General features: G+C 60.5%; 22 protein-coding genes. 12 read left to right on the forward strand and 10 right to left on the reverse strand.

Annotation, left to right across the window (positions count from 1 at the left end; all coding sequences use genetic code 11):
- Positions 1-10: 10 nt before the first annotated feature.
- Together B0G74_RS36830 and B0G74_RS36835 are read right to left on the reverse strand one after the other, a co-directional pair.
- Entirely contained in the window at positions 11-319 is a 309-nt protein-coding gene (locus B0G74_RS36830; RefSeq protein ID WP_132381562.1) for a hypothetical protein, read from the reverse strand.
- A 185-nt stretch (positions 320-504) separates the two neighbouring features.
- Positions 505-1,509, reverse strand: a complete 1,005-nt coding sequence (locus B0G74_RS36835) for an aldo/keto reductase (RefSeq protein WP_132381564.1) — start codon at positions 1,507-1,509, stop codon at positions 505-507.
- Between the two features lie 302 nt (positions 1,510-1,811).
- On the opposite strand from B0G74_RS36835, the gene B0G74_RS36840 reads away from it, so the two are divergent.
- Together B0G74_RS36840 and B0G74_RS36845 are read left to right on the forward strand one after the other, a co-directional pair.
- Entirely contained in the window at positions 1,812-2,714 is a 903-nt protein-coding gene (locus B0G74_RS36840) for a LysR family transcriptional regulator (protein WP_132381566.1), read from the forward strand.
- Positions 2,715-2,831: 117 nt separating this feature from the next.
- A complete protein-coding gene (locus B0G74_RS36845; protein WP_132381568.1) occupies positions 2,832-4,457 on the forward strand; it encodes a D-alanyl-D-alanine carboxypeptidase in 1,626 nt (541 codons plus the stop codon).
- 28 nt (positions 4,458-4,485) lie between these two features.
- Here the strand turns inward: B0G74_RS36845 and B0G74_RS36850 are convergent, their stop codons facing one another.
- Positions 4,486-6,120 (reverse strand): D-alanyl-D-alanine carboxypeptidase, encoded by a 1,635-nt coding sequence (locus B0G74_RS36850; protein ID WP_132381570.1) that lies wholly within the window; start codon positions 6,118-6,120, stop codon positions 4,486-4,488.
- Positions 6,121-6,549: 429 nt separating this feature from the next.
- Between B0G74_RS36850 and B0G74_RS36855 the strand changes: the two genes are divergently transcribed.
- Together B0G74_RS36855 and B0G74_RS36860 are read left to right on the forward strand one after the other, a co-directional pair.
- Positions 6,550-7,176, forward strand: a complete 627-nt coding sequence (locus B0G74_RS36855; protein WP_132381572.1) for a chromate transporter — start codon at positions 6,550-6,552, stop codon at positions 7,174-7,176.
- A gap of 34 nt (positions 7,177-7,210) precedes the next feature.
- A complete protein-coding gene (locus B0G74_RS36860) occupies positions 7,211-7,747 on the forward strand; it encodes a chromate transporter (RefSeq protein WP_132381574.1) in 537 nt (178 codons plus the stop codon).
- On the opposite strand, the gene B0G74_RS36865 is transcribed toward B0G74_RS36860, so the two are convergent.
- On the reverse strand, positions 7,744-8,658 hold the full coding sequence (locus B0G74_RS36865; RefSeq protein ID WP_132381576.1) for a LysR family transcriptional regulator: 915 nt from the start codon (positions 8,656-8,658) through the stop codon (positions 7,744-7,746). The two genes, B0G74_RS36860 and B0G74_RS36865, sit on opposite strands and share 4 nt — an antisense overlap.
- A 166-nt stretch (positions 8,659-8,824) precedes the next feature.
- Here B0G74_RS36865 and B0G74_RS36870 point away from each other — a divergent pair, with 166 nt between their 5' ends.
- Genes B0G74_RS36870 through B0G74_RS36885 form a run of 4 tightly spaced genes read left to right on the forward strand, consistent with a single transcriptional unit; the run spans position 8,825 to position 12,588 of the window.
- Positions 8,825-10,168: an MFS transporter gene (locus tag B0G74_RS36870; RefSeq protein WP_132381578.1), complete on the forward strand. Its 1,344-nt coding sequence runs from the start codon at positions 8,825-8,827 to the stop codon at positions 10,166-10,168.
- A 7-nt stretch (positions 10,169-10,175) separates the two neighbouring features.
- Positions 10,176-10,916, forward strand: coding sequence for an SDR family NAD(P)-dependent oxidoreductase (locus B0G74_RS36875; protein WP_132381580.1), 741 nt, complete (start codon positions 10,176-10,178; stop codon positions 10,914-10,916).
- Entirely contained in the window at positions 10,913-11,761 is an 849-nt protein-coding gene (locus tag B0G74_RS36880; RefSeq protein WP_132381582.1) for a sugar phosphate isomerase/epimerase family protein, read from the forward strand. The genes B0G74_RS36875 and B0G74_RS36880 overlap by 4 nt, the downstream gene beginning before the upstream one ends.
- A complete protein-coding gene (locus B0G74_RS36885; protein WP_132381584.1) occupies positions 11,758-12,588 on the forward strand; it encodes an amidohydrolase family protein in 831 nt (276 codons plus the stop codon). The genes B0G74_RS36880 and B0G74_RS36885 overlap by 4 nt, the downstream gene beginning before the upstream one ends.
- Before the next feature lie 60 nt (positions 12,589-12,648).
- Here B0G74_RS36885 and B0G74_RS36890 read toward each other — a convergent pair whose 3' ends face one another.
- From B0G74_RS36890 to B0G74_RS36900, 3 genes are read right to left on the reverse strand one after another with little or no spacing between them, the layout of a single operon-like run.
- On the reverse strand, positions 12,649-13,419 hold the full coding sequence (locus B0G74_RS36890) for an ATP-binding cassette domain-containing protein (protein ID WP_132381586.1): 771 nt from the start codon (positions 13,417-13,419) through the stop codon (positions 12,649-12,651).
- Positions 13,419-14,408 carry an ABC transporter permease gene (locus tag B0G74_RS36895; protein ID WP_243658504.1) on the reverse strand — a complete coding sequence of 330 codons (990 nt, stop codon included), beginning with the start codon at positions 14,406-14,408 and terminating at the stop codon, positions 13,419-13,421. The genes B0G74_RS36890 and B0G74_RS36895 overlap by 1 nt, the downstream gene beginning before the upstream one ends.
- Before the next feature lie 8 nt (positions 14,409-14,416).
- On the reverse strand, positions 14,417-15,505 hold the full coding sequence (locus B0G74_RS36900; RefSeq protein ID WP_132381590.1) for a sugar ABC transporter substrate-binding protein: 1,089 nt from the start codon (positions 15,503-15,505) through the stop codon (positions 14,417-14,419).
- 362 nt (positions 15,506-15,867) lie between these two features.
- On the opposite strand from B0G74_RS36900, the gene B0G74_RS36905 reads away from it, so the two are divergent.
- Positions 15,868-17,610 carry an IlvD/Edd family dehydratase gene (locus tag B0G74_RS36905; protein WP_132381592.1) on the forward strand — a complete coding sequence of 581 codons (1,743 nt, stop codon included), beginning with the start codon at positions 15,868-15,870 and terminating at the stop codon, positions 17,608-17,610.
- Positions 17,611-17,805: 195 nt separating this feature from the next.
- Positions 17,806-18,579, forward strand: coding sequence for an enoyl-CoA hydratase (locus tag B0G74_RS36910; protein ID WP_132381594.1), 774 nt, complete (start codon positions 17,806-17,808; stop codon positions 18,577-18,579).
- A 64-nt stretch (positions 18,580-18,643) separates the two neighbouring features.
- Here the strand turns inward: B0G74_RS36910 and B0G74_RS36915 are convergent, their stop codons facing one another.
- A complete protein-coding gene (locus B0G74_RS36915) occupies positions 18,644-19,078 on the reverse strand; it encodes a MarR family winged helix-turn-helix transcriptional regulator (protein WP_132381596.1) in 435 nt (144 codons plus the stop codon).
- 297 nt (positions 19,079-19,375) lie between these two features.
- On the opposite strand from B0G74_RS36915, the gene B0G74_RS36920 reads away from it, so the two are divergent.
- Positions 19,376-19,849, forward strand: a complete 474-nt coding sequence (locus B0G74_RS36920) for a VOC family protein (RefSeq protein WP_132381598.1) — start codon at positions 19,376-19,378, stop codon at positions 19,847-19,849.
- A gap of 201 nt (positions 19,850-20,050) precedes the next feature.
- Positions 20,051-20,539, forward strand: a complete 489-nt coding sequence (locus B0G74_RS36925) for an SRPBCC family protein (RefSeq protein WP_132381600.1) — start codon at positions 20,051-20,053, stop codon at positions 20,537-20,539.
- Between the two features lie 74 nt (positions 20,540-20,613).
- Here B0G74_RS36925 and B0G74_RS36930 read toward each other — a convergent pair whose 3' ends face one another.
- Positions 20,614-21,405 carry a molybdopterin-dependent oxidoreductase gene (locus B0G74_RS36930; RefSeq protein WP_132381602.1) on the reverse strand — a complete coding sequence of 264 codons (792 nt, stop codon included), beginning with the start codon at positions 21,403-21,405 and terminating at the stop codon, positions 20,614-20,616.
- A gap of 2 nt (positions 21,406-21,407) precedes the next feature.
- Positions 21,408-22,031, reverse strand: a complete 624-nt coding sequence (locus B0G74_RS36935; RefSeq protein ID WP_132381604.1) for a cytochrome b/b6 domain-containing protein — start codon at positions 22,029-22,031, stop codon at positions 21,408-21,410.
- Positions 22,032-22,036: the final 5 nt, after the last annotated feature.

Here is a 22,036-nt window from a genome sequence, read left to right on the forward strand (position 1 = left end):
GCCGTTCGCGCTACCAGCCGCTCGTCAGCCACGTTGGCAGGGACGACAGGATCAGCAGATCCTCGACACAATCCGATAGCTCGCAGACTTCCTGAAAGGCGGCATCGTTGGAGTCGTGCAGATGTTGCCGTCTGAGCTCCCGTAACGCAGTTCCGAGACGCCGAAGGGTCTCGGGGTCGCTGTTCATCATCGGCCAGCCTCTTAACAGATACGTCAGCGGCACGACGGTTCTGGTTTCGCACCACCGGTCGAAGAGATGCAAGCACATTGCGTTGACGTGCTCGATCGAGTTTTCTCTTTCGGACAGATAGGGAACCATGGCAGCACTCGGATGAAGGACGATCGGCGTGCGTTCATCGTATGTGGCCAGTTTTCGCGGTGCTGTCAGGAGATCAAGAAAATAAGAGTGGCCGATGCTGAACTTTGGGTCAGGGAATCCTTAGAGGCTCGTTTTTATATCAGCGACCGGCATTCGCCGTGTGGAAGAGCTTGCGTCTTGATGCGTCAGAAAGCTCGCCGGCCTTCAATCGGATATCCGGGATCCGAATAGCCCGGCGTCGATGCGTGACCGGGAGGCACCAAGTTGTCCACAAACTCTTCGTCGTCGGCCCCCAGTTGCACATTCAGCGCCTGAACGTAACTGTCCCAATGAGCCTCGGTGCGAGGACCGACGATAGTCGAGCTGACGATTTTGTTCTTGAGCACCCAGGCCAATGCGAAGGCGATCGAATTGGTACCGCGTGCCGCGGCGTGCGCCGCAACCTTCTGCGCGATCGCCAGCGACTCAGGCCGCCATTCGGTCTGCTGGATGCGCTTGTCACCGCGCCCTACGCGCGAATCAGCGGGCGGCGCGCCATTCAGCGTGTATTTGCCGGTCAGCACGCCGCGGGCGAGCGGGCTATAAGGCACAACGCCGATGCCATAGTGCGCCGCTGCGGGCAACTGCTCGACTTCGGCAGTGCGGTCCACGATGTTGTAAAGCGGCTCGCTGGCGACTGGGCGCTCGATGCCGAGCTGGTCGGCAAGACGCACAATCTCGGCAATGCGCCAGCCGCGGAAGTTGGACAAGCCGAAGTAGCGAACCTTTCCTTGGCGGATCAGATCGCCAATCGCGCGGACACCTTCTTCGAGCGGTGCATCGAGCAGTGCGCGGTGAAAGTAGAGGATGTCGATATAGTCCGTGCCGAGGCGCTTGAGACTGGCTTCCACCGACTGAATGATCCACTTGCGCGACTGGCCCTGTTCGTTCGGACCCTGCGTCGCCGGATAGCCGAACTTCGTGGCGATCACCCAGCTGTCGCGGCGCTCGGCAATCGCACGGCCGACGATTTCCTCGGAACGGCCAGCGTGGTAGACATCCGCTGTGTCAATGAAGTTGACGCCCTGATCGAACGCTTTATCGATGATGCGCTTCGACGTGGCTTCATCCGTTTCACCACCGAACATCATCGCGCCCAGACACAAGGGTGAAACCTTGAGGGCGCTACGGCCCAGATACCGATAATCCATTAGCTTTCTCCATGCAGGCTACGCCTGCTGTCTGCGACTCTTCCGGACCACGCTATAAACAGCGGCTAAGTTCAGATGATAGGCATTCGCCGTCTAGAGATTAAGTCCATGAAACTGCAAGAGGTTATGAAATGCATTCATGAATATTCCTGTATGCCTGTGCAAACGCGGCTAGCTTTAGTTGAGGTGGCGTGTCTCAACCGACGCGAATACAAACTGGCATTGGCCCGACGAATTTAACGACTGCGCACCTGTGTGACTAGTGGTTAAATTCGGCAATCACCCATGAGGATGGTTCATCAATGCCACGCGAAAATTTCAACGATCTGCTCGCTTTCATCGCCGTCGCGCGCGAACGCAGCTTTACTCGCGCCGCCGCCCAACTCGGTGTATCGCAATCGGCTTTGAGCCACACGATCCGCGCGCTCGAAACCAGGCTCGGCCTGCGGCTGTTGACGCGAACCACGCGCAGCGTATCGCCGACCGAGGCAGGTGAGCGCATCCTGCGGACGGTTGCGCCGCGCTTCGAGGAGATCGAAACCGAACTGACGGCCGTCACTGAGCTTCGCGACAAACCCGCCGGCACGATTCGCATCACCGCGACCGATTACGCGACCAACACGGTGCTCTGGCCCAGGTTGTCGAAGGTGCTCCGTAAATATCCGGAGATCAAGGTCGAGATCATCACGGACTACGGCTTAACTGACATCGTGGCGGACCGCTACGACATCGGCATTCGTAACGGAGATCAGGTCGCGAAGGACATGATTGCGGTGCGCGTTGCCGCGGATATGAAGATGTCGATCGTCGGCACCCCGGCCTATTTGGAAAAGCAGCCGTTGCCGAAAAAGCCACAGGATCTGATGGCGCACAACTGCATCAACCTGCGCTTGCCGACACTCGGAGTGTTTTACGCGTGGGAATTGAGAAAGGGCAGTCGAGAAATCCAGGTTCGTGTGGAGGGCCAGTTCTCGTTCAACGGTACCTATCACATGCTCGACGCGGCACTGGCCGGTTACGGCCTTGCGTACATACCGTCCGACCTGGCGCAACCTCACGTTACGGCGGGGCGTCTCATTCGCGTGCTCGACGACTGGTGTCCGACATTTCCGGGCCTGCACGCGTATTACGCCAGCCGATCCGAGTCGTCGCGAGCGATGGCGCTGATTATCGATTCGCTGCGTTATCGTCAGAAGACGAACTAGCGTTAGCGAATCCCCCTCTCGTACGAGACAAATCCGCGCGTTGCAGCAGAGCATTTTGTGTTCCTGCCGCCGGCATACTATGCTGAAACTCTCCCATGGCGATCGGCGGGAATTCCCATGCGCATGCAATTCCTGGCTGTTCTGGCGTTGATCGCCTCAAGTTCGTTCGTCGCCGGTTGCGGCAGTGAACTCTCGCAAGATCCTATTGCGCAGATCATGGAGAAGCCGCGCTATACGAGTGCGAAGTCGCAATGGTCGATGATCGTCATGGACGCGAGCACCGGCGAAGTGCTGTACTCGCTGCAGCCTGACGTGCTGTCATTGACCGGCTCGGTGCGCAAGCTCTTCTCGGTGGGGACGGCACTCAACGCCATCGGTCCGGATTATCGTTTTGAAACTCCGGTCTATCGTAATGGCACCGTCGACGCATCCGGCAAACTGACTGGTGATCTCATCGTCAAGGCATCCGGCGATCTGACTTTCGGCGGCCGGATGAAGGCCGACGGCACGATCGATTTCACCGACTTCGATCATAACGAGGCGCGTGCCTTCAATGGTGCGATCCTGACACCCGAAGATCCATTGACGGCCGTGAACCAGTTGGCGGCGCAGGTCAGGGCGGCGGGCATTACGTCGATCAGCGGCGACGTGATCATCGACGACAGGCTCTTTGACGCGTTCCGCGTGCCGAATGGCAACGTGCTCATTTCGCCGATTCTCATCAACGAGAACGTGATCGATGTGACGCTCGCGCCGGGTGCGAACGCGGGGCAACCTGGCCAGCTCGACTGGCGGCCGCGCACGAGCGCGATGACCGTGCAGGGAACGTCGATTACGACTGCGGCCAACAGCGCACCGGACATCGTGATATCCGGCGACGCGCTCGACGAAGGGCCGCTCAGTTGTCTTGCCACGCCCGGCTGCAAAGGAACCATCTCCGGCGAAGCCAGCCTCAACACGCCGGCTTCGATCCCTGCCGGCTATCAGGCGGCTTTGATCGGCAACGACCTGTACGTCAGCAACCTGCGTGTCGAGGATCCGCCGTCCTTTGCGCGGACCGCCTTCATCGACGCATTGGCACGCGCCGGCGTGACGGTGTCGGCGCCCGCTGTCCAGCCAAATGCTTCAGACAAATTGCCCGCGCCGCAAACGTATACGAGCGCGACGCAGGTCGCGAGTTTTACGTCGTTGCCGTATTCGGAGTTCGCGAAGCTGATCCTCAAGGTCAGCCTGAATACGGGCGCTAATCTGAGCCTGATGTACCAGGGTTTGACGAAAGGCGCGCGGACCGTCGGCGACGCGCTGGCCACCGAGCGTCAATCCTTGACCGGCGATTTGGGCCTCGATGGAGCGGGCTTCAATTTTCCGACCAATGGCAGCGGCACGCCCGACAGCCGCGCGACGGCACGCACCACCGCGACGCTGCTCAGCGTAATGAGCCGCCGGCCGAACTACACGGTGTATCGGAACGCACTCTCAATTCTCGGTGTCGATGGCTCGCTTGCCGCAATCGGTAAAAACGTGGCGGGCAAGGAGCATATCGCCGTGAAGAGTGGCGCGACCGTCACGGGCGGCCTGATGATCGCCATGAACATGGCCGGCTATATCGACGCAAAGAGCGGACGGCGGCTCGCCTACGCGCTGTTCGTCAACAACGCCGGTCCGGTGGCCGCGCTCACCGATACGCTCGATGTATTCGACGACGAGGCAGAAATACTTGGCATCGTCTACGCACGGTATTGACGAAACGCAGGCAGGCTGCGCCGCCGCGTTACTGCAGTTTCCAGAGCATCGCTGAAATCGTGCCTTCGTCCTGGAAGACCGATAGCACGTCGATGATGCCTGAAATAGGAACGTTGTTCACCGTCAGCACGAACGCGATCCGGTGGCCGCTTTTCGCGTCGATATAGCCGGCGAGGGATTGTCCTCTCAGGAACGGTAACGTCGGCGCGTTTGGGTTCTCCGTGACGTAAGTGCCGGTCTTCGCGTGCACCTGGCCTTTCGCTCCCGCAAGCGTCGCATCGGATTCGAAGGCGGTGATGGTGGCCAGCGATCCGTCTACGCCCAGCACCGGCAACGCGTCGAAGTAGGGCGAAAAGACCGGCGTCGTGCTCATGCCTCTCAGCATGGCAATGACGGCAGTGCCGCTCGCAGTCGAGTCGCCGCCGCCGCTGCCGTCGATGAAGTGATACTGGCTCGACGGGATCTTGAACGTGGTGGTCAGCACGCTCTGTTCCGCCGCCAACGCGTCGGTCAGCGTCTTGGCGTTGTTGTTCGCAAGACCGAACAGCATGAGGCTCGTATCGGCGCCGATGTTATAGCTGACCTTCATGACGTATTTAGCGTATTGCTCATACGGTTGCGAAGTGAGTTGCGCAACCTGCGTCGCGCTCGAATACGAGCCTTGCGCGGGCAGCAACTGAACCGGATTGGCGGCGACGGGCGTCGCCGTGACCGTGACACCTGCGCGGGCCAGGGCTTCGATAAAGACCGTCCGGGCGTAATTGGATGGCTCGGTCACGCGGAACGTGCGGATGAGCGGGTAGGCGTTCGTCAGTGGCGGCACGAACCCGGCCGGCACGTTACCGGTTACGTTGCCGACACAACCCGATGAGCCGATGCACAACGGCGGTTCCGGTGCGAGCTCGATATCCAGACCCGAGGTCGCGCTGCCCGTCGCGAGCGTGGATTGCACGCTAAACGCGGCCGTTTTGGGCCGCCAGTCGAATGGAACGGCCGAGCCTTCGGCGCTCTGGTTCAGGGTGACGTCGACGACGTCGTCGTTGACGAAGATCGGCCGCACATTGAACTCACCGCGGAAGTTGAAAGGCTCGAAAAGCCGGTCGTCGATCACGACATCGCCGTTGATTGTCTTGATGCCCGCAGCCGCGACCTGCGCCGCGAGGGAATTGAAGCCGGCGAGCGGATCGGGCGTGGCGAGTATCGCGTTGCCCAACGAGTCGGCCTCGTTGTGATCGAAGTTCGTGATGGCGATCGTGCCGTCCGGGTTGGCTCGGCCGCCCATTGTCAGATCGCCGCTTGCCAGCAGAACCAGATTGCCGGTGAGGGTGCCGCTAGCATTGACCGTACCCTGCCGGTAGACCGGCGTGACGAATTGATGCTGCGCACCCAGTTGATTCAACGCGGAGCCGACCGAAAAGAGCTTGCGCACCGAACCGATCAGCATTTGGGCGCTCGAGTTCATATCGTAGATCACATCGCCCGAGTCGAGGTCGACCACTCGCATCGACCAGGTCGCGCTCTTGTAGATCGGCTTTTGCATCACCTGCATGATCGAATCGGGGACGGTCGGATTCGAATTGATCGAATCGCCGCACGACACCAGCAGAATGGCACTCGCGATTGCGGCCCAACGTTTCCACTGTCGATCGATGGTCGGGCTCATGGCATGTCTCCAGCGTTGACTGCACGGTAAGCGGCTCGATTCGCAGCGGATGCATCCCGTCACGGCGAGATTGCGGCATCAGAAAGTTCGGCGCTCAGGCGAACGACAACGCCGCATGAAGTGAAAATCACGCACGGTGCGAAATTCGATCTCCGGCAACAGCAGGTAATGTACTTCTACTTTGTGACCCGGCCGGCAGATAGTGGAATTAAATACCGTCCTGAACGGGTGTCAAGGAGACCGTATGCATTGACGCGCAGGCGGCGAAGCTTTGGCGTTGTTGCATGATGAGTAAAATAGGCCGGCTTATTGCAGCTATCATTTAGCACTCGGGGCAAACCGGGGTAAACAGCGTCGTTGTGGCCGCAACGACGCCAACGAAGCGCTGGGATTCACCGGCTTTGCCACACAGTTCGTAAGGAGGGAGCATTGGTCAAAGGCACCAACGGGCAAGAAGTTCTCGATCCGGCATCGACGCGTGAAGACATCGGGCAAGGCGGCGGAGGTGCGCCGGGCGAGGTGACCGCGCTAGGGCTGTTCCTTATTTTTTCCCGCATCGGTCTCACGAGTTTTGGCGGGGGATTGAGTGGCTGGTTTCTGCGCGAGTTCGTGCACGACCGGCGCTGGCTGAGCGAGGACGAGTTCCTCAACGGACTGGCGTTGTCGCAGGCGCTGCCGGGCGTCAACATCAAGAATCTGGCCATCTGGATCGGTTATCGTTTGCTTGGCTGGCGCGGCGCGCTGGCCGGATTTTGCGGAATCATCTTCCCGCCGGCCGTCCTGATCGTGCTGCTCGGCGCATTCTTCTCGGCCATCGCCTATCTGCCACTCACGCATACCGCGCTGGCCGGTGCGGCGGCAGGTGCAATCGGCCTATCCGCGGCGATGGCGATCACCGCCGCGCGCAGGCTGCCGCGGCGGCTCTTTTCGTACCTCATGCTGATCGCGACCTTCGTGGCGGTGGCGTTATTCAGGGCGTCGCTCGTGTGGACAGTGTTGATAGCCGGCGTCCTGAGCGTCGGCTACGAATACGTCCGTTCGCCGCGGCAGCAATAACGACAGTCGGGCAACTTTCAGAAAGCCACATCACGTGTCCAGAAATCTCATCGCACTGTTTTCGGTTTTTGCGCCGCTTTCGATCGTGACGGTCGGCGGCGGGCAAGGGATCATCGCCGAGGTCCAACGGCAAGTCGTCGACGTGCATCATTGGATGACGCACGCCCAATTCCTGAGCGACTTCGCGATTGCTCGGCTCGCGCCGGGTCCGGGGTCGCTGCTCGCGACATTGATCGGCTGGCAGGTGGGCGGCTTTGGCGGAGCCCTCGTGGCGACGCTGGCTTTGTTCGGGCCAACGGCGTTCCTGATGTGCGGTGTGGTGCACGTGTGGAACAGACATGAAGGCGCCCGCTGGCTGAACGCGTTGCAGGCGGGTCTGCGGCCCGTCGCCGCCGGTCTTATTCTGGCCGCCGTCTACGTGTTGATGAAACAACTCGATGGCGGCTGGATAGCATGGCTTACCGCGGCAATCGCGACCGTGCTGGTGATGACGACCCGAATCAACGCTTTGGTGTTGATAGCGGGCGGCGCCGGGTCGTTCGTCGTGCTGCATCTCGCGGGTTTGCTTTAGTCCGGCAGCGACGCACCCGCAATCTGCCGGTCGATGCGTTGCGCCTGCTTGTAGACCGCATGCATCAGCAGCGCCGTGTTGCGGGAAGGCGGAGAGAACTTCGAATAGACAAAGGTGGAGACGAGTTCGAGTTCCTCGATCAGCGGACGGACGATAAAGCCCTGACCTTCGGCGGCGAACTCGTCGACGATAGCGAGCCCGAGTCCGCCTTTCACCAGTGCCAGCGCCTGGTCCGCGCGCGTGACGTCCACCACGGATTGCAGTTCGACATTGGCTTGCTGGCATGCGCGCGCGATCATCGTGCCGAACGGAATGTCGCGCCTGAAGAGAATCATGGGTTCGCCAATCAGCTCGGCCAGCGCAATCGGCTCGGGCGCGGCGAGACGATGAAGCGGCGGCACGACGCAGACCATCCTGCCGCGCATGAATGGCACCACGTCGAGGTGCTCATGTTCGATCGGCATCGATGTGACCGCCACGTCGACGGCCTTGCTCAAGACTTCGAGCGGCATGTCGGCCATCAGGGTGGTGTGCCAGTCCACGCTGAGCGCCGGCAACTGCCGTTTCAACTCGACGATGGCAGGCGCGACGATCGACGTCGCCAACGACGGACTGCACGACACCCGCAACAGGCTCGCCGGCCCAAGCGCCAGCGCCCGCGCGAATTCATCGACGCTCAGCGCCGCCTGATAGACCTGCTCCACCTCCCTGAATAGCGCCTGCGCTTCCGCTGTCGGTATCAGCCGGCCTTTCGTGCGTTCAAAGAGGCGCAGCCCCAAGGTGGTCTCAGTGTGGGAGATGAGCTTGCTGACAGCCGGTTGGGACACGTAGAGCATCTTCGCCGCTGCGTTGATCGAGCCGGTCAGCATGACCGCACGAAACACTTCCATCTGCCTGAGCTTGAACCGCATGCATCCTCCAGAACGCGTATCCGGGGATATTAACCAAAAGTTATAGGGTAGCTGAAACTCGGCATACGACAAGCTTGCGGCAACTATCTAGTATCTGCTCAACGGGAGCCCGTCTCCCGCGTTGCATAGTGCACTCAAGACAAAGAGCAGACAGGATGGAGACAAGATGAATCAGGCAACTCAGTCTGGAGTCGCGGCAATCGACGTTGCCACGACCGCGCGGCGGACCCGCGCCCGCTTCGGCATACTCGCGCTGCTGGCGGTCGGCACGATGATCAATTATCTGGATCGCAGCGTCGCCGGCATTGCCGCACCGAGCATGAGTCACGAACTCGGCTTGAATCCGGCGCTGATGGGCGTGATCTTCTCAGCGTTTTCGTGGACGTACACGGCTTCGCAGATTCCCGGCGGCGTGATGCTGGACCGCATCGGAACCCGCTGGACGTATTTCTTCGCACTCACGCTGTGGTCTCTTTTCACCGGATTGCAGGGGCTGGCGACAGGTTTCGTCTCGCTGCTGATCATGCGTTTGCTGATCGGCATTGCCGAGGCACCCTGTTTTCCGACTAACAGCCGCGTGGTCGCGATCTGGTTTCCACAGAGCGAGCGCGCCCGCGCAACCGGCATCTACACGTTCGCGGAATACGTCGGCCTCGCTTTCCTGAGCCCGTTCCTGTTCTGGCTGGAACAACGCTATGGATGGCGTGCGTTGTTCGGCATCGTCGGTACAGTCGGGGTCGTGTTCGGCGGCATCTGGCTCATGCGCTTTCACGAGCCGCATCAGTCCAAGCGCGCGAATCGCGCCGAACTCGATTACATCGCGGATGGCGGCGGCGTGGTCGACGGAAGCCAGCAGGCCACGCACTTTCGCTGGTCCGACATCGGCGCGCTTCTCAAGCGGCGCAGCATGCTCGGCATCTGTCTCGGCCAGTTCGCCGGCAATTCGACCAACGTGTTCTTTCTGACGTGGTTCCCGACTTACCTCGTCACCGAGCGTCATATGCCGTGGTTGAAGGTCGGGCTGATCGCGGTGCTGCCGTTCATCGCCGCGTCGGTGGGTACGCTTGCCGGAGGCTGGATCTCCGACGCCATGCTGCGCCGGGGCATCTCCCTGAACTGGTCGCGCAAGCTGCCGGTGATCGTGGGCCTGCTCGCGGCGTCGAGCATTGTCCTTGCGAACTATGTCGAGTCCACTGCAACCGTCATCGCGATTCTTTGCGTTGCGTACTTTGCTCAGGGGATGTCGGCGCTTGCATGGATGATCGTCTCGGACATCGCACCAAAGGGTCTGCTCGGTTTGAGCGGCGGCATCTTCAATCTGTTCGCCAATGCAGCGGGGATCGTCACGCCGCTGGTGATCGGCCTGATCGTCAACGCGACGGGCTCGTTCGTCTATGCGTTGGCCTTCATCTCGGCGGTCACGCTGGTCGGCGCGCTTTCATACATCTTCGTCGTTGGCGATATCAGGCGCATCGAACTGCAAAACGACATTTTTCAAGCAAAGGAATAAATCGAATATGACTCGCTCTCTCGACGGGAAAGTGGCCATCGTCACGGGCGCCGCGCGTGGCATCGGTCTGGGCATCGCGCAAAAACTGAAAGCGGACGGCGCACGCGTCGCGGTGTGGGACCTGAACGTGGACGACTGCGGCGCGCAACGTCTGGGCTTCGCGCCCGACCACGTTCAGCAGGTGGACGTCGCTTCCATGAACTCGGTCGAACAGGCCTTCGCGGCTACGCTCGACCATCTCGGGCAAGTGGATATTCTCGTGAACAACGCGGGGATCAATGGACCGGTGGCGCCGTGCTGGGAATATCCGGTGGACGCATGGCAACGTGTGATCGCGGTGGATCTGAACAGCGTGTTTTACTGCTGCCGCGTCGCCATTCCGCATATGCGCGCGCGCGGTGGCGGCCGCATCGTCAACGTGGCGTCGATCGCGGGCAAGGAAGGCGTTCAGTTCATCTCGGGGTACTCGGCGGCGAAGGCGGGTGTCATCGCGTTCACCAAGGCCGCGGCGAAGGAACTGGCGAAGGACAACGTGCTCATCAACTGTGTCGCGCCGGCAATGGTCGAAACCGAACTGTTCAGCGAGATGTCCGACGCGCATATCGAGGCGAGCAAGGCCAAGATTCCGATGGGCCGCTTTCTGCAGATCGAGGAAGTCGGTGCGATGGTTAGCTGGATCGCGAGTCCCGAATGCAGCTTTACGAGCGGCTTCACGTTCGATCTGACCGGCGGGAGGGCCACATATTGAGCGCGCCGACAAAAGCGCCGAAGCTTGCGGTCGCGCATCTCACCGCGCTGGAGCTGACACCGCTGGAATGGGTCACGCAAGCGGCGCGCGCGGGGTTCGATGCGGTGGGGCTGAGGCTGAACCCGACCTCAGCGGATGCGATCGCGTACCCGTCCATCGTGGGCAGCGAAGCGCATCGCGTACTGCGGCGCGTGCTTGCCGACGAGGGCATGACGGTGCACGACGTCGAGTTCATTCCGATGCTGCCCGATATCGACGTCGCGTCCTATGCGCCGATGTTCGACGCGGCGGCCGATCTGGGCGCCCGTTGCGTGACAGTCTCGGGCGACGATCCCGACGCCGGGCGGCTTGCCGCCAACCTCGCGGCCTTGTGCGAATTGGCCGCGCAATATGGCTTGCGTGTCGATCTGGAGTTCATGCGCTGGCGCCATGTCGGCACGCTGAAGCAGGCCCGGTCGATGGTCGAGCGGGTGGCCAGCGCCAACCTCGCGATTCTCGTCGACGCGTTGCATCTCGCGCGCTCGGGCGGTAGTCCGGCCGACGTTCGGGCGTTATCGGTGGGGATGGTGCGTGCCGTGCAGCTTTGCGACGCGTCGCAGCACGCGCCGGTCGGTGACGATGCGACGATCCTCGAAGCGCGCACCGGCCGTTTGCCGCCGGGCGAAGGGGTGTTACCGCTCATCGACTTGCTGGACGCGCTGCCTGCCGGCACGGCTTTGGGCGTGGAGATGCCGTTGCCGTCGCTGCCTGCGAAGGACCGGCTCGAACTTGCGTACCGAAGCACGCGCGCTATGCTTGAAGTGGCATGCCGCCGACACGAATCTCTCGGAGAGTCGCAGCAATGAATATCTTCGATGAAGAGAAAATCGACTGTCACAACCATATTTTCGATCCCGCACGCTTTCCCTATCGCGCGGACACCGCGTACCGGCCATCGATGCAGGAGATCGGCACCGCTGCGCAGTTTGTCCACGTCATGGACGCATGCGGCGTGCGACATGCGTTGCTGGTCGGGCCGACGAGCGGCTATCGCACCGACAATCGCTGCATGCTCGATGCCATCGCATGCTTTGGCGATCGCTTCAAAGGCATCGCCGTGGTGGACAACGGGGTGAGCCGGGAAGCGTTGCTGGAGATGAGGCGCGCGGGCGTGGTCGGCGTCGCCTTCAATCCGGCGATGGAAGGCGTCGAAGCGCTCAGCGACGCCGACGCGCTTTTCCATACGCTGGCCGACCTCGATATGTTCGCGCAGATACAGGTTACGGGCGATCAGTTGGTCGCGCTCGAGCCGCTGATCGGGCGGACTGCGACGCGGGTGCTGATCGACCACTGCGGTCGACCCGATGTCGCGGCCGGCTTGAATCAGCCCGGCTTCCAGGCGCTCCTGCGTCTTGCCGACACCGCGCGCACGGTCGTCAAGCTTTCCGGCTTGCAAAAATTCTCACAGCTTGAATATCCATACGAAGACGCGCAGATTTTCGCCCGGCAGATTCTTCGCACGTTCGGGCCGGATCGCTGTGTGTGGGGTTCGGATTGGCCGTTCCTGCGCTCGCCGGTGCGAATGGACTATGCGCCCTTGCTGACGTTGGTCCAGCGTCTGATTCCCGATCCGGACGCACGCCGGCGTGTCTTGTGGGCTACGCCTCGCAACTTGTTTGGCTTCGACGCTTGAAGGTGCAGTCGCTGTGCTGCCACTGCGATTGACCCGAGGGGCACGACTTGCCGCTGCGTATCAATGCGTCGTTGTCCGCATTGCCCGATATTCGCGTCGCACGATCTCCATGAGCTCCTCGACCGACGTGCTGGCTGCCTCCCGCTGGTAGGTCACCCGTCCGCGTTGCATGAGCATCACGCGATCCGCGATGTCGAGCGTCTGCGCATAGTTGTGCATGATCATGACGATAGACAGACCCCCTTTCGCCTTCAGCCGAAGGATCAGGTCGATGATCAGTCCAGCCTCGCGGGCGCCCATCGCGGCCAGCGGTTCGTCGAGCAGCAGTATCTTCGCATTCGAATTGACCGCGCGAGCGACCGCGATAGCCTGTCGCTGCCCGCCCGAAAGCTGCTCGACCGGCAGGTCGACCGAGGGCACGTGCACGCCGATTTCTTCGAGACACTCCGCCGCGCGCTCACGCATTGCGCGATTGTTCAGCAGGCGAAACGGCCCTCGACGGATGATCTCCCGATTCAGGAACATGTTGTGATAGATGCTCAGGGAATTGGCGAGCGCGAGATCCTGATAGACACATTCAATGCCGAGCGAACGGGCGTGATCGACCGACCGAAGCATGGTTTCCTCGCCGCCGACGAAAAGCTTGCCGCTTGTCTGCTGATGAAAGCCGGTCAGAATCTTGATCAGCGTCGATTTGCCTGCGCCGTTGTCGCCGAGTACGCCGAGAATCTCGCCCCGTCTTAGCGTGAGCGTCACGCCATCGAGTGCGGTGACCGCGCCAAAGCGCTTGACAATGTCTTCACCGCGCAGCGCCTCCAGCACTTCGGACATTACAGCTCCCCTTTGCGTGCGAGACGAACCACGTGGATGTTGAAGATCATGGCCCCGAGAATCGCCGCGCCGAGAATCATGTTGAAGGTGAAGGCGTTGATGCCGATCAGCGTGAAGCCGTCGTTGAGAATGCCAAGCACCGCCGCGCCGATCAGTCCGCCGATGATCGTGCCCGAGCCACCGGCGAGCGGCGTGCCGCCAATCACGGCAGCGGCGACGGCAAGAAACATGATCTGGTTGCCGCCTGCTTGCGGATCGATCGACGTGATGCGGAAACCCTCGAGGATCCCGGTCAGGCCGGCGAGGAACGCGGCAAGAATGAAGTTGCCGAGCTTCAGCCGTCTGACCTGTATCCCCGCCTCGCTCGCACCCAATGGATTCGCTCCCGAGGCGATCGTATGCAAACCCCAACGTGTGTGACGTAGCAGCACATGCATGATGGCGGCAATGACAAGCGTCCAGATGATTTCGCTATACCCCCATCCGCCCATGAATGCCGCAAACGCTGAGTTTTCCGGCGGCGAAACTGGCGTGCCTCGTGAAATCGTCAACGTGAGGCCGTTCACGAAGAACAACGTGCCGAGCGTCGTCACGAACGAGGGGATGCGCAGGTACACCGTGACGGCGCCGTTGATCAGACCGACGAGGCCCGCGGCAACCACGCCGGTGAGCATTCCGAGCCACGGCGGCAAGCCCGCCTCGATGGCGAAGTGCATGATGAAAGGCGCAAATGCAAAGACCATCCCTGCGGAGAGATCGATCTCCCCGCCGATCATCAGCATGATTTCGCCAAAGGCAATGATCGCGACTGGCGCGATGAACTGCGACAGATTCTGCAGACTCGCGCTGGTCAGCAGAAAGTCATGGTTAACCGTCTCGAAGTAGATGCAGAGGATGAGCGCTACCGCGAAGATGCGGATCTCGCTGGAACGCCCGAGCGCGCCTGACCAGCGCCTCGGACGTTGGGCGGCTTTCTGGGCGTCCGTCACAGAAGACGTCACCCTTTGATCGCACCGGTGCGTGGCACGATCTGGGCTTTCGTGCTCTTGCCTTCATAGCGCGTCGATGTGTTCAGGTACGGATCCACCGTACCCTTAGTAACGAACTTCAGACCCGTGTTGACATTGGCCGGTCCGACGAGCCCGCCGGAGGCGAGGAAGGTGAACGCCTCGACCACGGTATAGAAACCCTGCACGTACGGCTGCTGGTCGATCGTAAAGTCGAGGAAGCCTTCGTGAATCAGATCGACCGTGCGCGGCAAGAGATCAAAGCCGCCGCCGTGAACGCCCTTGGACGGCAGGTTGGATTCCTTCATGACCACGGCGACGCCCTGGGTGCTGCCCGCGTCCACCGCGAACATGCCTTTGAGATCCTGGTGGCCGAGATAGAACGATTTGATCTTCGAAAGTTCTTCGTTGACGGTCGCGCCGGTTGCGATGGTCTGCACGTCGATCTTCTTGCCCGATTTCTTGATTGCAGCCACCGCGCCATCGAGGCGGGGCTGAATGTTGAGCTGGCCGGGCGTGGCAATAAAGAGCGCGACGAGGCCGCTATCGATGAGGCTCACGATCCGCTCGCCCATCTGATAACCGGACAGATAAAGATCCTGGCCGATATACGCAAGGCGCGGATTCGTGGAATCCGAGGGCGCGTCGGCGTTATAGGCGAACACGGGAATGCCGGCGTCGAGCGCGGCCTGGATGGGTTTGTCGAACGCCTTGGGGTCGACGATCGGTACTGCGATCGCGTCGGCTTTCGAGGCGATCGCCGCGTTGACCGCATTCACCATTTCGGCGATGTCGGCATTGGCCGAGCCGGTCCATTGATAGTCCATACCCAGCAAAGCGGTCGCGTCCTGAATGCCGTATTGCGTCGGCACGAAGAACGGATTCGTCGTGACATGGTTGACGAATACGATTCTCCACCGTTTGTGCGCCGGGAACGAACCCGCTTCCGCCGCCTGGGCCTGCGAGATCATTCCACCCATTCCACCCATTAGCGCCAGTGCTGCGGACAGGCCTGCGCCCTGCAGCAATCCCCGACGCATGCCTTGCACTTCGTCCTTGTCTTCCTTTTCTTGCGCCATCTCAGTCTCCCGTCTCTCAGTTGTTGAACACTTCACTGTTTATAACGGCGCAAGCAGGAAAAGCTCCGGCAAGACAGGTACCGGAGCCGGGCATCACTCCTTTCGGAAAGCCCACGTGCACGCGCGTACGCATGACTACCCCTCAGAAAATGCTATATCACGCACTTTTGCCCACTAATCGATGTATACCCTTAACTAGTCTGACTAATTAACTACTGTCGCGCAGCTTTTGCCTTTTTCATTTGCAGCTCGGGGTGCGGCGCAACACGATGACGGACCTGGTCTGGTGTCGCCGGAATGATGTGCACGATACACCGATTTAATAGTATTACTATCGAGTTGGCACCTGGAAGGAGAGGGACATGAAGAACGGAAAGCGCCCGCTACGCTCTGCCCAATGGTTCGGGTCGGCCGACAAGAACGGTTTCATGTATCGAAGCTGGATGAAAAACCAGGGCATTCCCGATCACGAATTTCACGGGAAACCAATTATTGGGATCTGCAACACGTGGTCCGAGTTGACCCCGTGCAATGCCCATTTTCGAAAGCTTGCTGAACACGTGAAGCGCGGCGTGCTGGAAGCGGGCGGTTTCCCGGTGGAATTCCCGGTGTTTTCCAACGGCGAGTCGAATTTGCGTCCCACGGCGATGCTCACACGCAATCTTGCGAGCATGGATGTCGAGGAGTCGATTCGCGGCAATCCGATCGACGCTGTCGTGCTGCTGGCCGGTTGCGACAAGACGACCCCCGCGCTTCTGATGGGCGCGGCAAGCTGCGATGTGCCGGCGATCCTCGTCACCGGTGGTCCGATGCTCAACGGCAAGCATCAAGGCCGCGATATCGGTTCGGGCACGATCGTCTGGCAACTGAGCGAACAGGTGAAGGCGGGCAAAATCTCGCTGCACGACTTCATGTCCGCCGAAGCCGGGATGTCACGCTCGGCGGGTACCTGCAATACGATGGGCACCGCCTCGACGATGGCCTGCATGGCGGAAGCGCTCGGCGTCACGCTGCCTCACAATGCGGCGATTCCCGCGGTGGACGCGCGCCGCTACGTGCTGGCGCATATGTCGGGCATGCGCATCGTGCAGATGGCGCTGGAGGATCTACGTCTGTCGGCACTGCTCACGCGTGAGGCATTCGAAAATGCGATTCGCGTCAATGCAGCGATCGGCGGCTCGACGAATGCGGCGATTCATCTGAAGGCTATTGCGGGACGCATCGGCGTGAGCCTTGAACTCGACGACTGGACGCGAATTGGACGCGGTACCCCGACGGTAGTCGACCTGCAGCCGTCGGGCCGCTACCTGATGGAAGAGTTTTATTACGCAGGTGGCCTGCCTGCGGTCTTGCGCCGGCTCGGCGAAGGCGGCCTGCTGCCGCATCCGGGTGCGTTGACTGCGAATGGTCAGTCGCTGTGGGACAACTGCAAGGATGCCCCGCTTTACAACGAGGAAGTCATCCGCACGCTCGATAAGCCGATTTTTCCGGACGGCGGCTTATACGTACTGCGCGGCAACCTTGCGCCCAACGGGGCGGTGCTCAAACCTTCCGCGTCCACACCCGCGCTCCTCAGACATCGTGGACGGGCGGTGGTTTTTGAAAGCTTCGAAGACTACAAGGCACGCATCGGTGCACCCGACCTGGACGTGACCGCGGATTCGGTGCTGGTCTTGAAGAATTGTGGACCCAAGGGCTATCCGGGCATGGCCGAAGTCGGCAACATGGGTCTGCCGCCAAAACTGCTGGCTCAAGGCGTGACGGACATGGTGCGGATATCCGATGCGCGGATGAGCGGCACCGCGTACGGAACGGTGGTGCTGCACGTAGCGCCCGAGGCTCGCGCGGGCGGCCCGCTTGCGGTGGTCCACGACGGGGACTGGATCGAAGTGGACTGCGATGCCGGACGCCTGCATCTCGACGTCAGCGATGCCGAACTCGCCGCGCGTCTCGCCGCATGGACTCAAGCACGCCAGGACGATCCCGCCGACGCGAGCGGCTACCGGCATCTGTACGTTCAGCACGTATTGCAGGCCGATCAGGGATGTGACTTCGACTTTCTGGTGGGCTGCCGGGGCGCGGAAGTGCCGCGCCATTCGCATTGAGCGGCGGAGAGCGGGCGATCGGCAGCGCAACCTGCGCGTCGCTGAGGCTTCCTGTACGCATGTCCAGTCGATGACAAAGACGTTTACTTCGCATGCGAATGTTATATACTTCGCATGCGAACGGTTAGACACGTTCCAGTGTGCCCAGGCGTGCATACCCGTAGATAGCCTGAGCAAATCTTTGGAGACGAAGCAATGAATGCGGAAGTGAATGTAGAACTTGCAAATGGCGTGCTGGTCGTAACGATCTCGCGACCAGGAAAAATTAACGCCATTACAAACGTGATGTATGGCGCGCTTGCGGATGCAGTCGAGCGGGCCAATGTCGATGAGGACGTTCGCGCATTATTGATCCAGTCAGATGGGGACATGTTCACAGCCGGTAACGATCTCTCGGAATTCGCCATGCAGGCTGCGGGCAACGGTCCACAGGAACGTCAGGTGGTCCGCTTTCTTCGCGGCCTGGCTAAGGCGACAGTGCCTATCGTGGCCGCTGTTCAGGGCAAGGCGGTCGGAATCGGTACGACGATGTTGCTCCATTGCGACTACGTGCTTTTGTCCGAAGAGGCGCAATTGATGACCCCCTTCGTGAATCTGGCCTTGGTTCCCGAGGCCGCCTCGAGCTACCTTATGCCGCTACAGATTGGGCACGTCAGGGCATTCGAAATGTTCGCGCTCGGCGACCCGGTTTCGGCTGATTCCGCCGTTGCCTGGGGTATTGCAAATCGGCTTGTCCCCGTTGCGGAACTGCGTACAGAAGCACGCCGGATTGCCGAGAAAATTGCCACCAGGCCCTACGGATCTCTGACGGCAACGAAACGGCTCATGCGGGACGCAGAGCGGCTGACGGCCCAGATGGATCGGGAAACCACGATATTCGTGGAGCGGCTCGCAAGTGCCGAGGCGAAAGAAGCATTCCTGGCGTTTGCCGAAAAGCGCCGGCCAGACTTCACGAAGATTCCGCGATGATATGAGCGGCGTACACCGCCGAGCAAGACGGCGGCACGGCGGTGCCGCCGCATTCAGTGTCACCCTATGCCGCTTCCTCGTCGACGTCGGGAAACTTGTCCTGCAAACTCGTTAGCCAGCGCGCAACCACGTCGATCTCTGACGACGTAAATCCCTCCGTCAATCGTGCATTCAACTCAGCGAGACCCGATTTCGACCGCTTGAGTGCGGCGCGTCCTGCGGCGGTCAGCCAAAGCCGCGACGCGCGTCGATCGAGTTCGTCCGAATGGCGTTCCACAAGACCGGCCCGCTCAACTCTATCGACCAACCCGCTCATTCCCGGTGCCTTGAGATCGAGTGCCGCGGCCGCCTCGCTCGTGAGGGCGCCGTCGTTTTTCCCGAGAAAGAAAAGCAGTCCCGCCTGCGCTGCGGTGACGCCACCTGCGGCTGTGCGGGTCTGCGACCATCGATTCAGGCGCTTTTGGCCCACATTGAGCAGATATACGAGCCGATGATCCATATTTCAACCTCGCCTGTTGCGCTCCAGAGTTCGGCGCTTTTTTGTTGGAAGTTAGTTCGTGTACGAACTTTTATCTTAGCATAAGTCATATCGCACGACAGACGGCGGGAGTCGGCAAATGAGGCCGAGTGCGGCCACAAACAATTGCTCAACCGGGGTCATACCCGCATCGCTGAAGCCAATAAAAAAGTGAACTTTTTCTTCCCGCCGTGTCAATTTTGATGGTCTTCCTTCGTCGTCTCAATGGCAGCATGCGGCTTACCTGCGCATTCAGCCACCACTGACAGGAGATTTGCCATGACGATTCAAAAGATCACGCCTTTTCTTTGGTATTCCACGGAAGCTGAGGAGGCGGCTGCTTTCTACGCGAGTATTTTTCCAGACTCGCGCGTCACTCGGGTCACCGCGGTGCCGAGCGCCGGGTCCACAAAGGTTGTCGAGTTTGTTCTCTTTGGGCAGCCTTTCATCGCCATGAGCGCGGGGCGGCTCGACGCGTTCAATCACTCGATATCCTTGATGGTCAACTGTGCCGACCAGGCAGAACTTGACCGCTATTGGAACGCTCTTCTCGAGGGCGGCGGTGCGCCCGAGGAGTGCGGCTGGCTGAAAGACCGCTTCGGCGTCTCGTGGCAGATCGTTCCGACCGATATCCTCGACATGATGGCTGACCCCGATCCCGCCAGGGCCACGCGTGCTGCCGACGCCATGTTAAAAATGGTGAAGTTCGACATCGCCACGCTGAAAGCCGCCTATGCGGGGACGACGGATTAACAAAAGGCCCGTATATCATGTGTGCCATAGAGCGTCGGTCGGGTTTGTCCGCTTCCGGCTGACGCTCATCTCATACGTTTCTGGAACCCTAACGCCAGGCGAGATCCCGAGAGCGGGAAACGCGGCGCTGTTTCGCCGGTGATGGCAAGTGCAGTGAGCATCTGACAAAATCTCTAGAAGAATACTAAGAACGGAGGCAGCTTGCGGACGGTCGAATACCGCTTTTCCACCATCTGGCGCATCGATGCGCCAGTGCAGGACGTGTGGGCGGCAATCCAGGATTCGGCGCGCTGGCCCGAGTGGTGGCATAACGTCGAGAGCGTGGACCAGTTGCAGGCAGGTTCCGATCAGGGCGTGGGCGTCGTTCAACGCTATACGTGGAAAGGCTGGTTGCCCTATCGCCTCGTGTTCGATATGCGGGTGACGCGCGTCGACCCGTTGGTCGCGCTGGAGGGGGAAGCCAGTGGCGATGTCGAAGGCGCCGGCCGGTGGAGCTTTTCGACCGATGGACGCGCTCTGACTGTAGTCCGCTATGACTGGTGCGTGCATACGAAGCGCCCATGGATGAATGCCTTGGCGCCGCTGTTGCGACCGGTTTTCCAATGGAACCACGATGCGGTGATGCGCGAAGGCGGCGCGGCGCTGGCGCGGCGGCTGGACGCGCGGCTGCTCGGCATCGAGCAGGGATGAATCTATCCCGGCTGCAGCAGGGTTCAATCAGCGCAAGCACGAATTCGCCCCGGCCGTTCGATGAAGTGTGCCGTTCAGGAGCCGCCGAACCAGTTGTAGCCTTGGTTTTCCCAGTAACCACCGGGGTATTCGTTCGTCACAGTGATCGCCACGATATGTTTTGGATTCTTGTAGCCGAGCTTGGTCGGCATGCGTAGTTTCATCGGGAAGCCGTATTTCGGTGGCAGCACCTGACCGTCGTAGGTCAGCGTAAGCAGCGTCTGTGCATGCAACGCGGTTGGCATGTCGATACTGGTCCAGTAGTTGTCCGCACAGTGCAGTGACACGTACTTCGCTGTGGTGTCCGCGCCCGAATGCTTCAGGAAACTAGAGAAGCGCACGCCGCCCCATCGGCCGATCGCACTCCATCCTTCAATGCAGATATGACGCGTAATCTGGCTTTCCTGCGGCATTGCGCGCAGTTCATCGAGCGTCCAGACGCGTTTGCCAGTCGCAAGACCACCCACCTGGAGCCGGTAGGTAGCGGCGTCGACTTCGGGCACATCGTCGACCTCGTAGAACGCGTTGAACGGAAACGGTCGCGTGATCATCGACTCCGGATAGGTCGGGGCCATCTCGTTCGGATTGAACAACAGGGCTTGCACCTCGTCGTTGAAGAACGACATTCTGCGCAGCATGGTGTTCACCGACTTGTCATTGGTCAGATCGCAGCCGGACAGCAAAGCTAAGCCGCCGAGCGTGAGAACTCGCTTGCCAAGCAGCCGGCGGGCCGGATTTTTCAGTTCGTTGCGCGCATCCTTGATGATGGATTTAGCGTGAGACCGAAGAAACGTATCAGGCTCCACAGCCTTTTTTCGAAAACTCATGGTCACCGTCCGCGAATCATCAGAAGCAGCGAGCGCGGCACCAGTGCGACCATGACGACATGCACGACGAAGAACGCAACCAGCACGCTCATTGCAACGAAATGCACGACACGCGCATTGTCGTACCCGCCCATCAGCGTGCGCAGCAGCGGGAACTGCACCGACTTCCATATCGCCAGCCCCGACAGGATCACGAGCGCAATATCGACGATGGCGACCAGATAGGCGAATTTCTGTACCGCGTTGTAGCGTGTGAGGTCCTCATGCGCGAGCGTGCCGCGCAGTGCGGCGACGAGATCGGTTGCAAGTGACTTGAAGCTGACCGGCAGCAGTTTCCGGCGCAGACGTCCCGACGCGATATTCAGCCCGACGTAGATGAGGAAATTCGCGACCAGCATCCACATGATCGCAAAATGCCATTGCAAGGCCCCGCCGAGCCAGCCGCCCAATGTGATTGCGGAAGGAAACTGTAAAGCTGGAAAGATCGGCGAGGCGTCATAGATCTGCCAGCCGCTTGTCACCATCAATACGACAGCGAGCGCATTAATCCAGTGTGTGATGCGGACCCAGGCGGGTTGAATCGTTGCGTGGCTCAAAGCGATCTCGTGATTGATGAGGTTGCGCATCGTCG

The organism is Paraburkholderia sp. BL9I2N2 (genome assembly GCF_004339745.1).
In the GTDB taxonomy this organism is placed as follows: domain Bacteria; phylum Pseudomonadota; class Gammaproteobacteria; order Burkholderiales; family Burkholderiaceae; genus Paraburkholderia.

Coding starts and splice junctions, on each gene's coding strand:
- B0G74_RS36830 (WP_132381562.1), bottom strand. CDS start 319: ATGGTTCCCTATCTGTCCGAAAGAGAAAACTCGATCGAGCACGTCAAC.
- B0G74_RS36835 (WP_132381564.1), bottom strand. CDS start 1,509: ATGGATTATCGGTATCTGGGCCGTAGCGCCCTCAAGGTTTCACCCTTG.
- B0G74_RS36840 (WP_132381566.1), top strand. CDS start 1,812: ATGCCACGCGAAAATTTCAACGATCTGCTCGCTTTCATCGCCGTCGCG.
- B0G74_RS36845 (WP_132381568.1), top strand. CDS start 2,832: ATGCGCATGCAATTCCTGGCTGTTCTGGCGTTGATCGCCTCAAGTTCG.
- B0G74_RS36850 (WP_132381570.1), bottom strand. CDS start 6,120: ATGAGCCCGACCATCGATCGACAGTGGAAACGTTGGGCCGCAATCGCG.
- B0G74_RS36865 (WP_132381576.1), bottom strand. CDS start 8,658: ATGCGGTTCAAGCTCAGGCAGATGGAAGTGTTTCGTGCGGTCATGCTG.
- B0G74_RS36870 (WP_132381578.1), top strand. CDS start 8,825: ATGAATCAGGCAACTCAGTCTGGAGTCGCGGCAATCGACGTTGCCACG.
- B0G74_RS36875 (WP_132381580.1), top strand. CDS start 10,176: ATGACTCGCTCTCTCGACGGGAAAGTGGCCATCGTCACGGGCGCCGCG.
- B0G74_RS36885 (WP_132381584.1), top strand. CDS start 11,758: ATGAATATCTTCGATGAAGAGAAAATCGACTGTCACAACCATATTTTC.
- B0G74_RS36890 (WP_132381586.1), bottom strand. CDS start 13,419: ATGTCCGAAGTGCTGGAGGCGCTGCGCGGTGAAGACATTGTCAAGCGC.
- B0G74_RS36900 (WP_132381590.1), bottom strand. CDS start 15,505: ATGGCGCAAGAAAAGGAAGACAAGGACGAAGTGCAAGGCATGCGTCGG.
- B0G74_RS36905 (WP_132381592.1), top strand. CDS start 15,868: ATGAAGAACGGAAAGCGCCCGCTACGCTCTGCCCAATGGTTCGGGTCG.
- B0G74_RS36910 (WP_132381594.1), top strand. CDS start 17,806: ATGAATGCGGAAGTGAATGTAGAACTTGCAAATGGCGTGCTGGTCGTA.
- B0G74_RS36915 (WP_132381596.1), bottom strand. CDS start 19,078: ATGGATCATCGGCTCGTATATCTGCTCAATGTGGGCCAAAAGCGCCTG.
- B0G74_RS36920 (WP_132381598.1), top strand. CDS start 19,376: ATGACGATTCAAAAGATCACGCCTTTTCTTTGGTATTCCACGGAAGCT.
- B0G74_RS36930 (WP_132381602.1), bottom strand. CDS start 21,405: ATGAGTTTTCGAAAAAAGGCTGTGGAGCCTGATACGTTTCTTCGGTCT.
- B0G74_RS36935 (WP_132381604.1), bottom strand. CDS start 22,031: ATGCGCAACCTCATCAATCACGAGATCGCTTTGAGCCACGCAACGATT.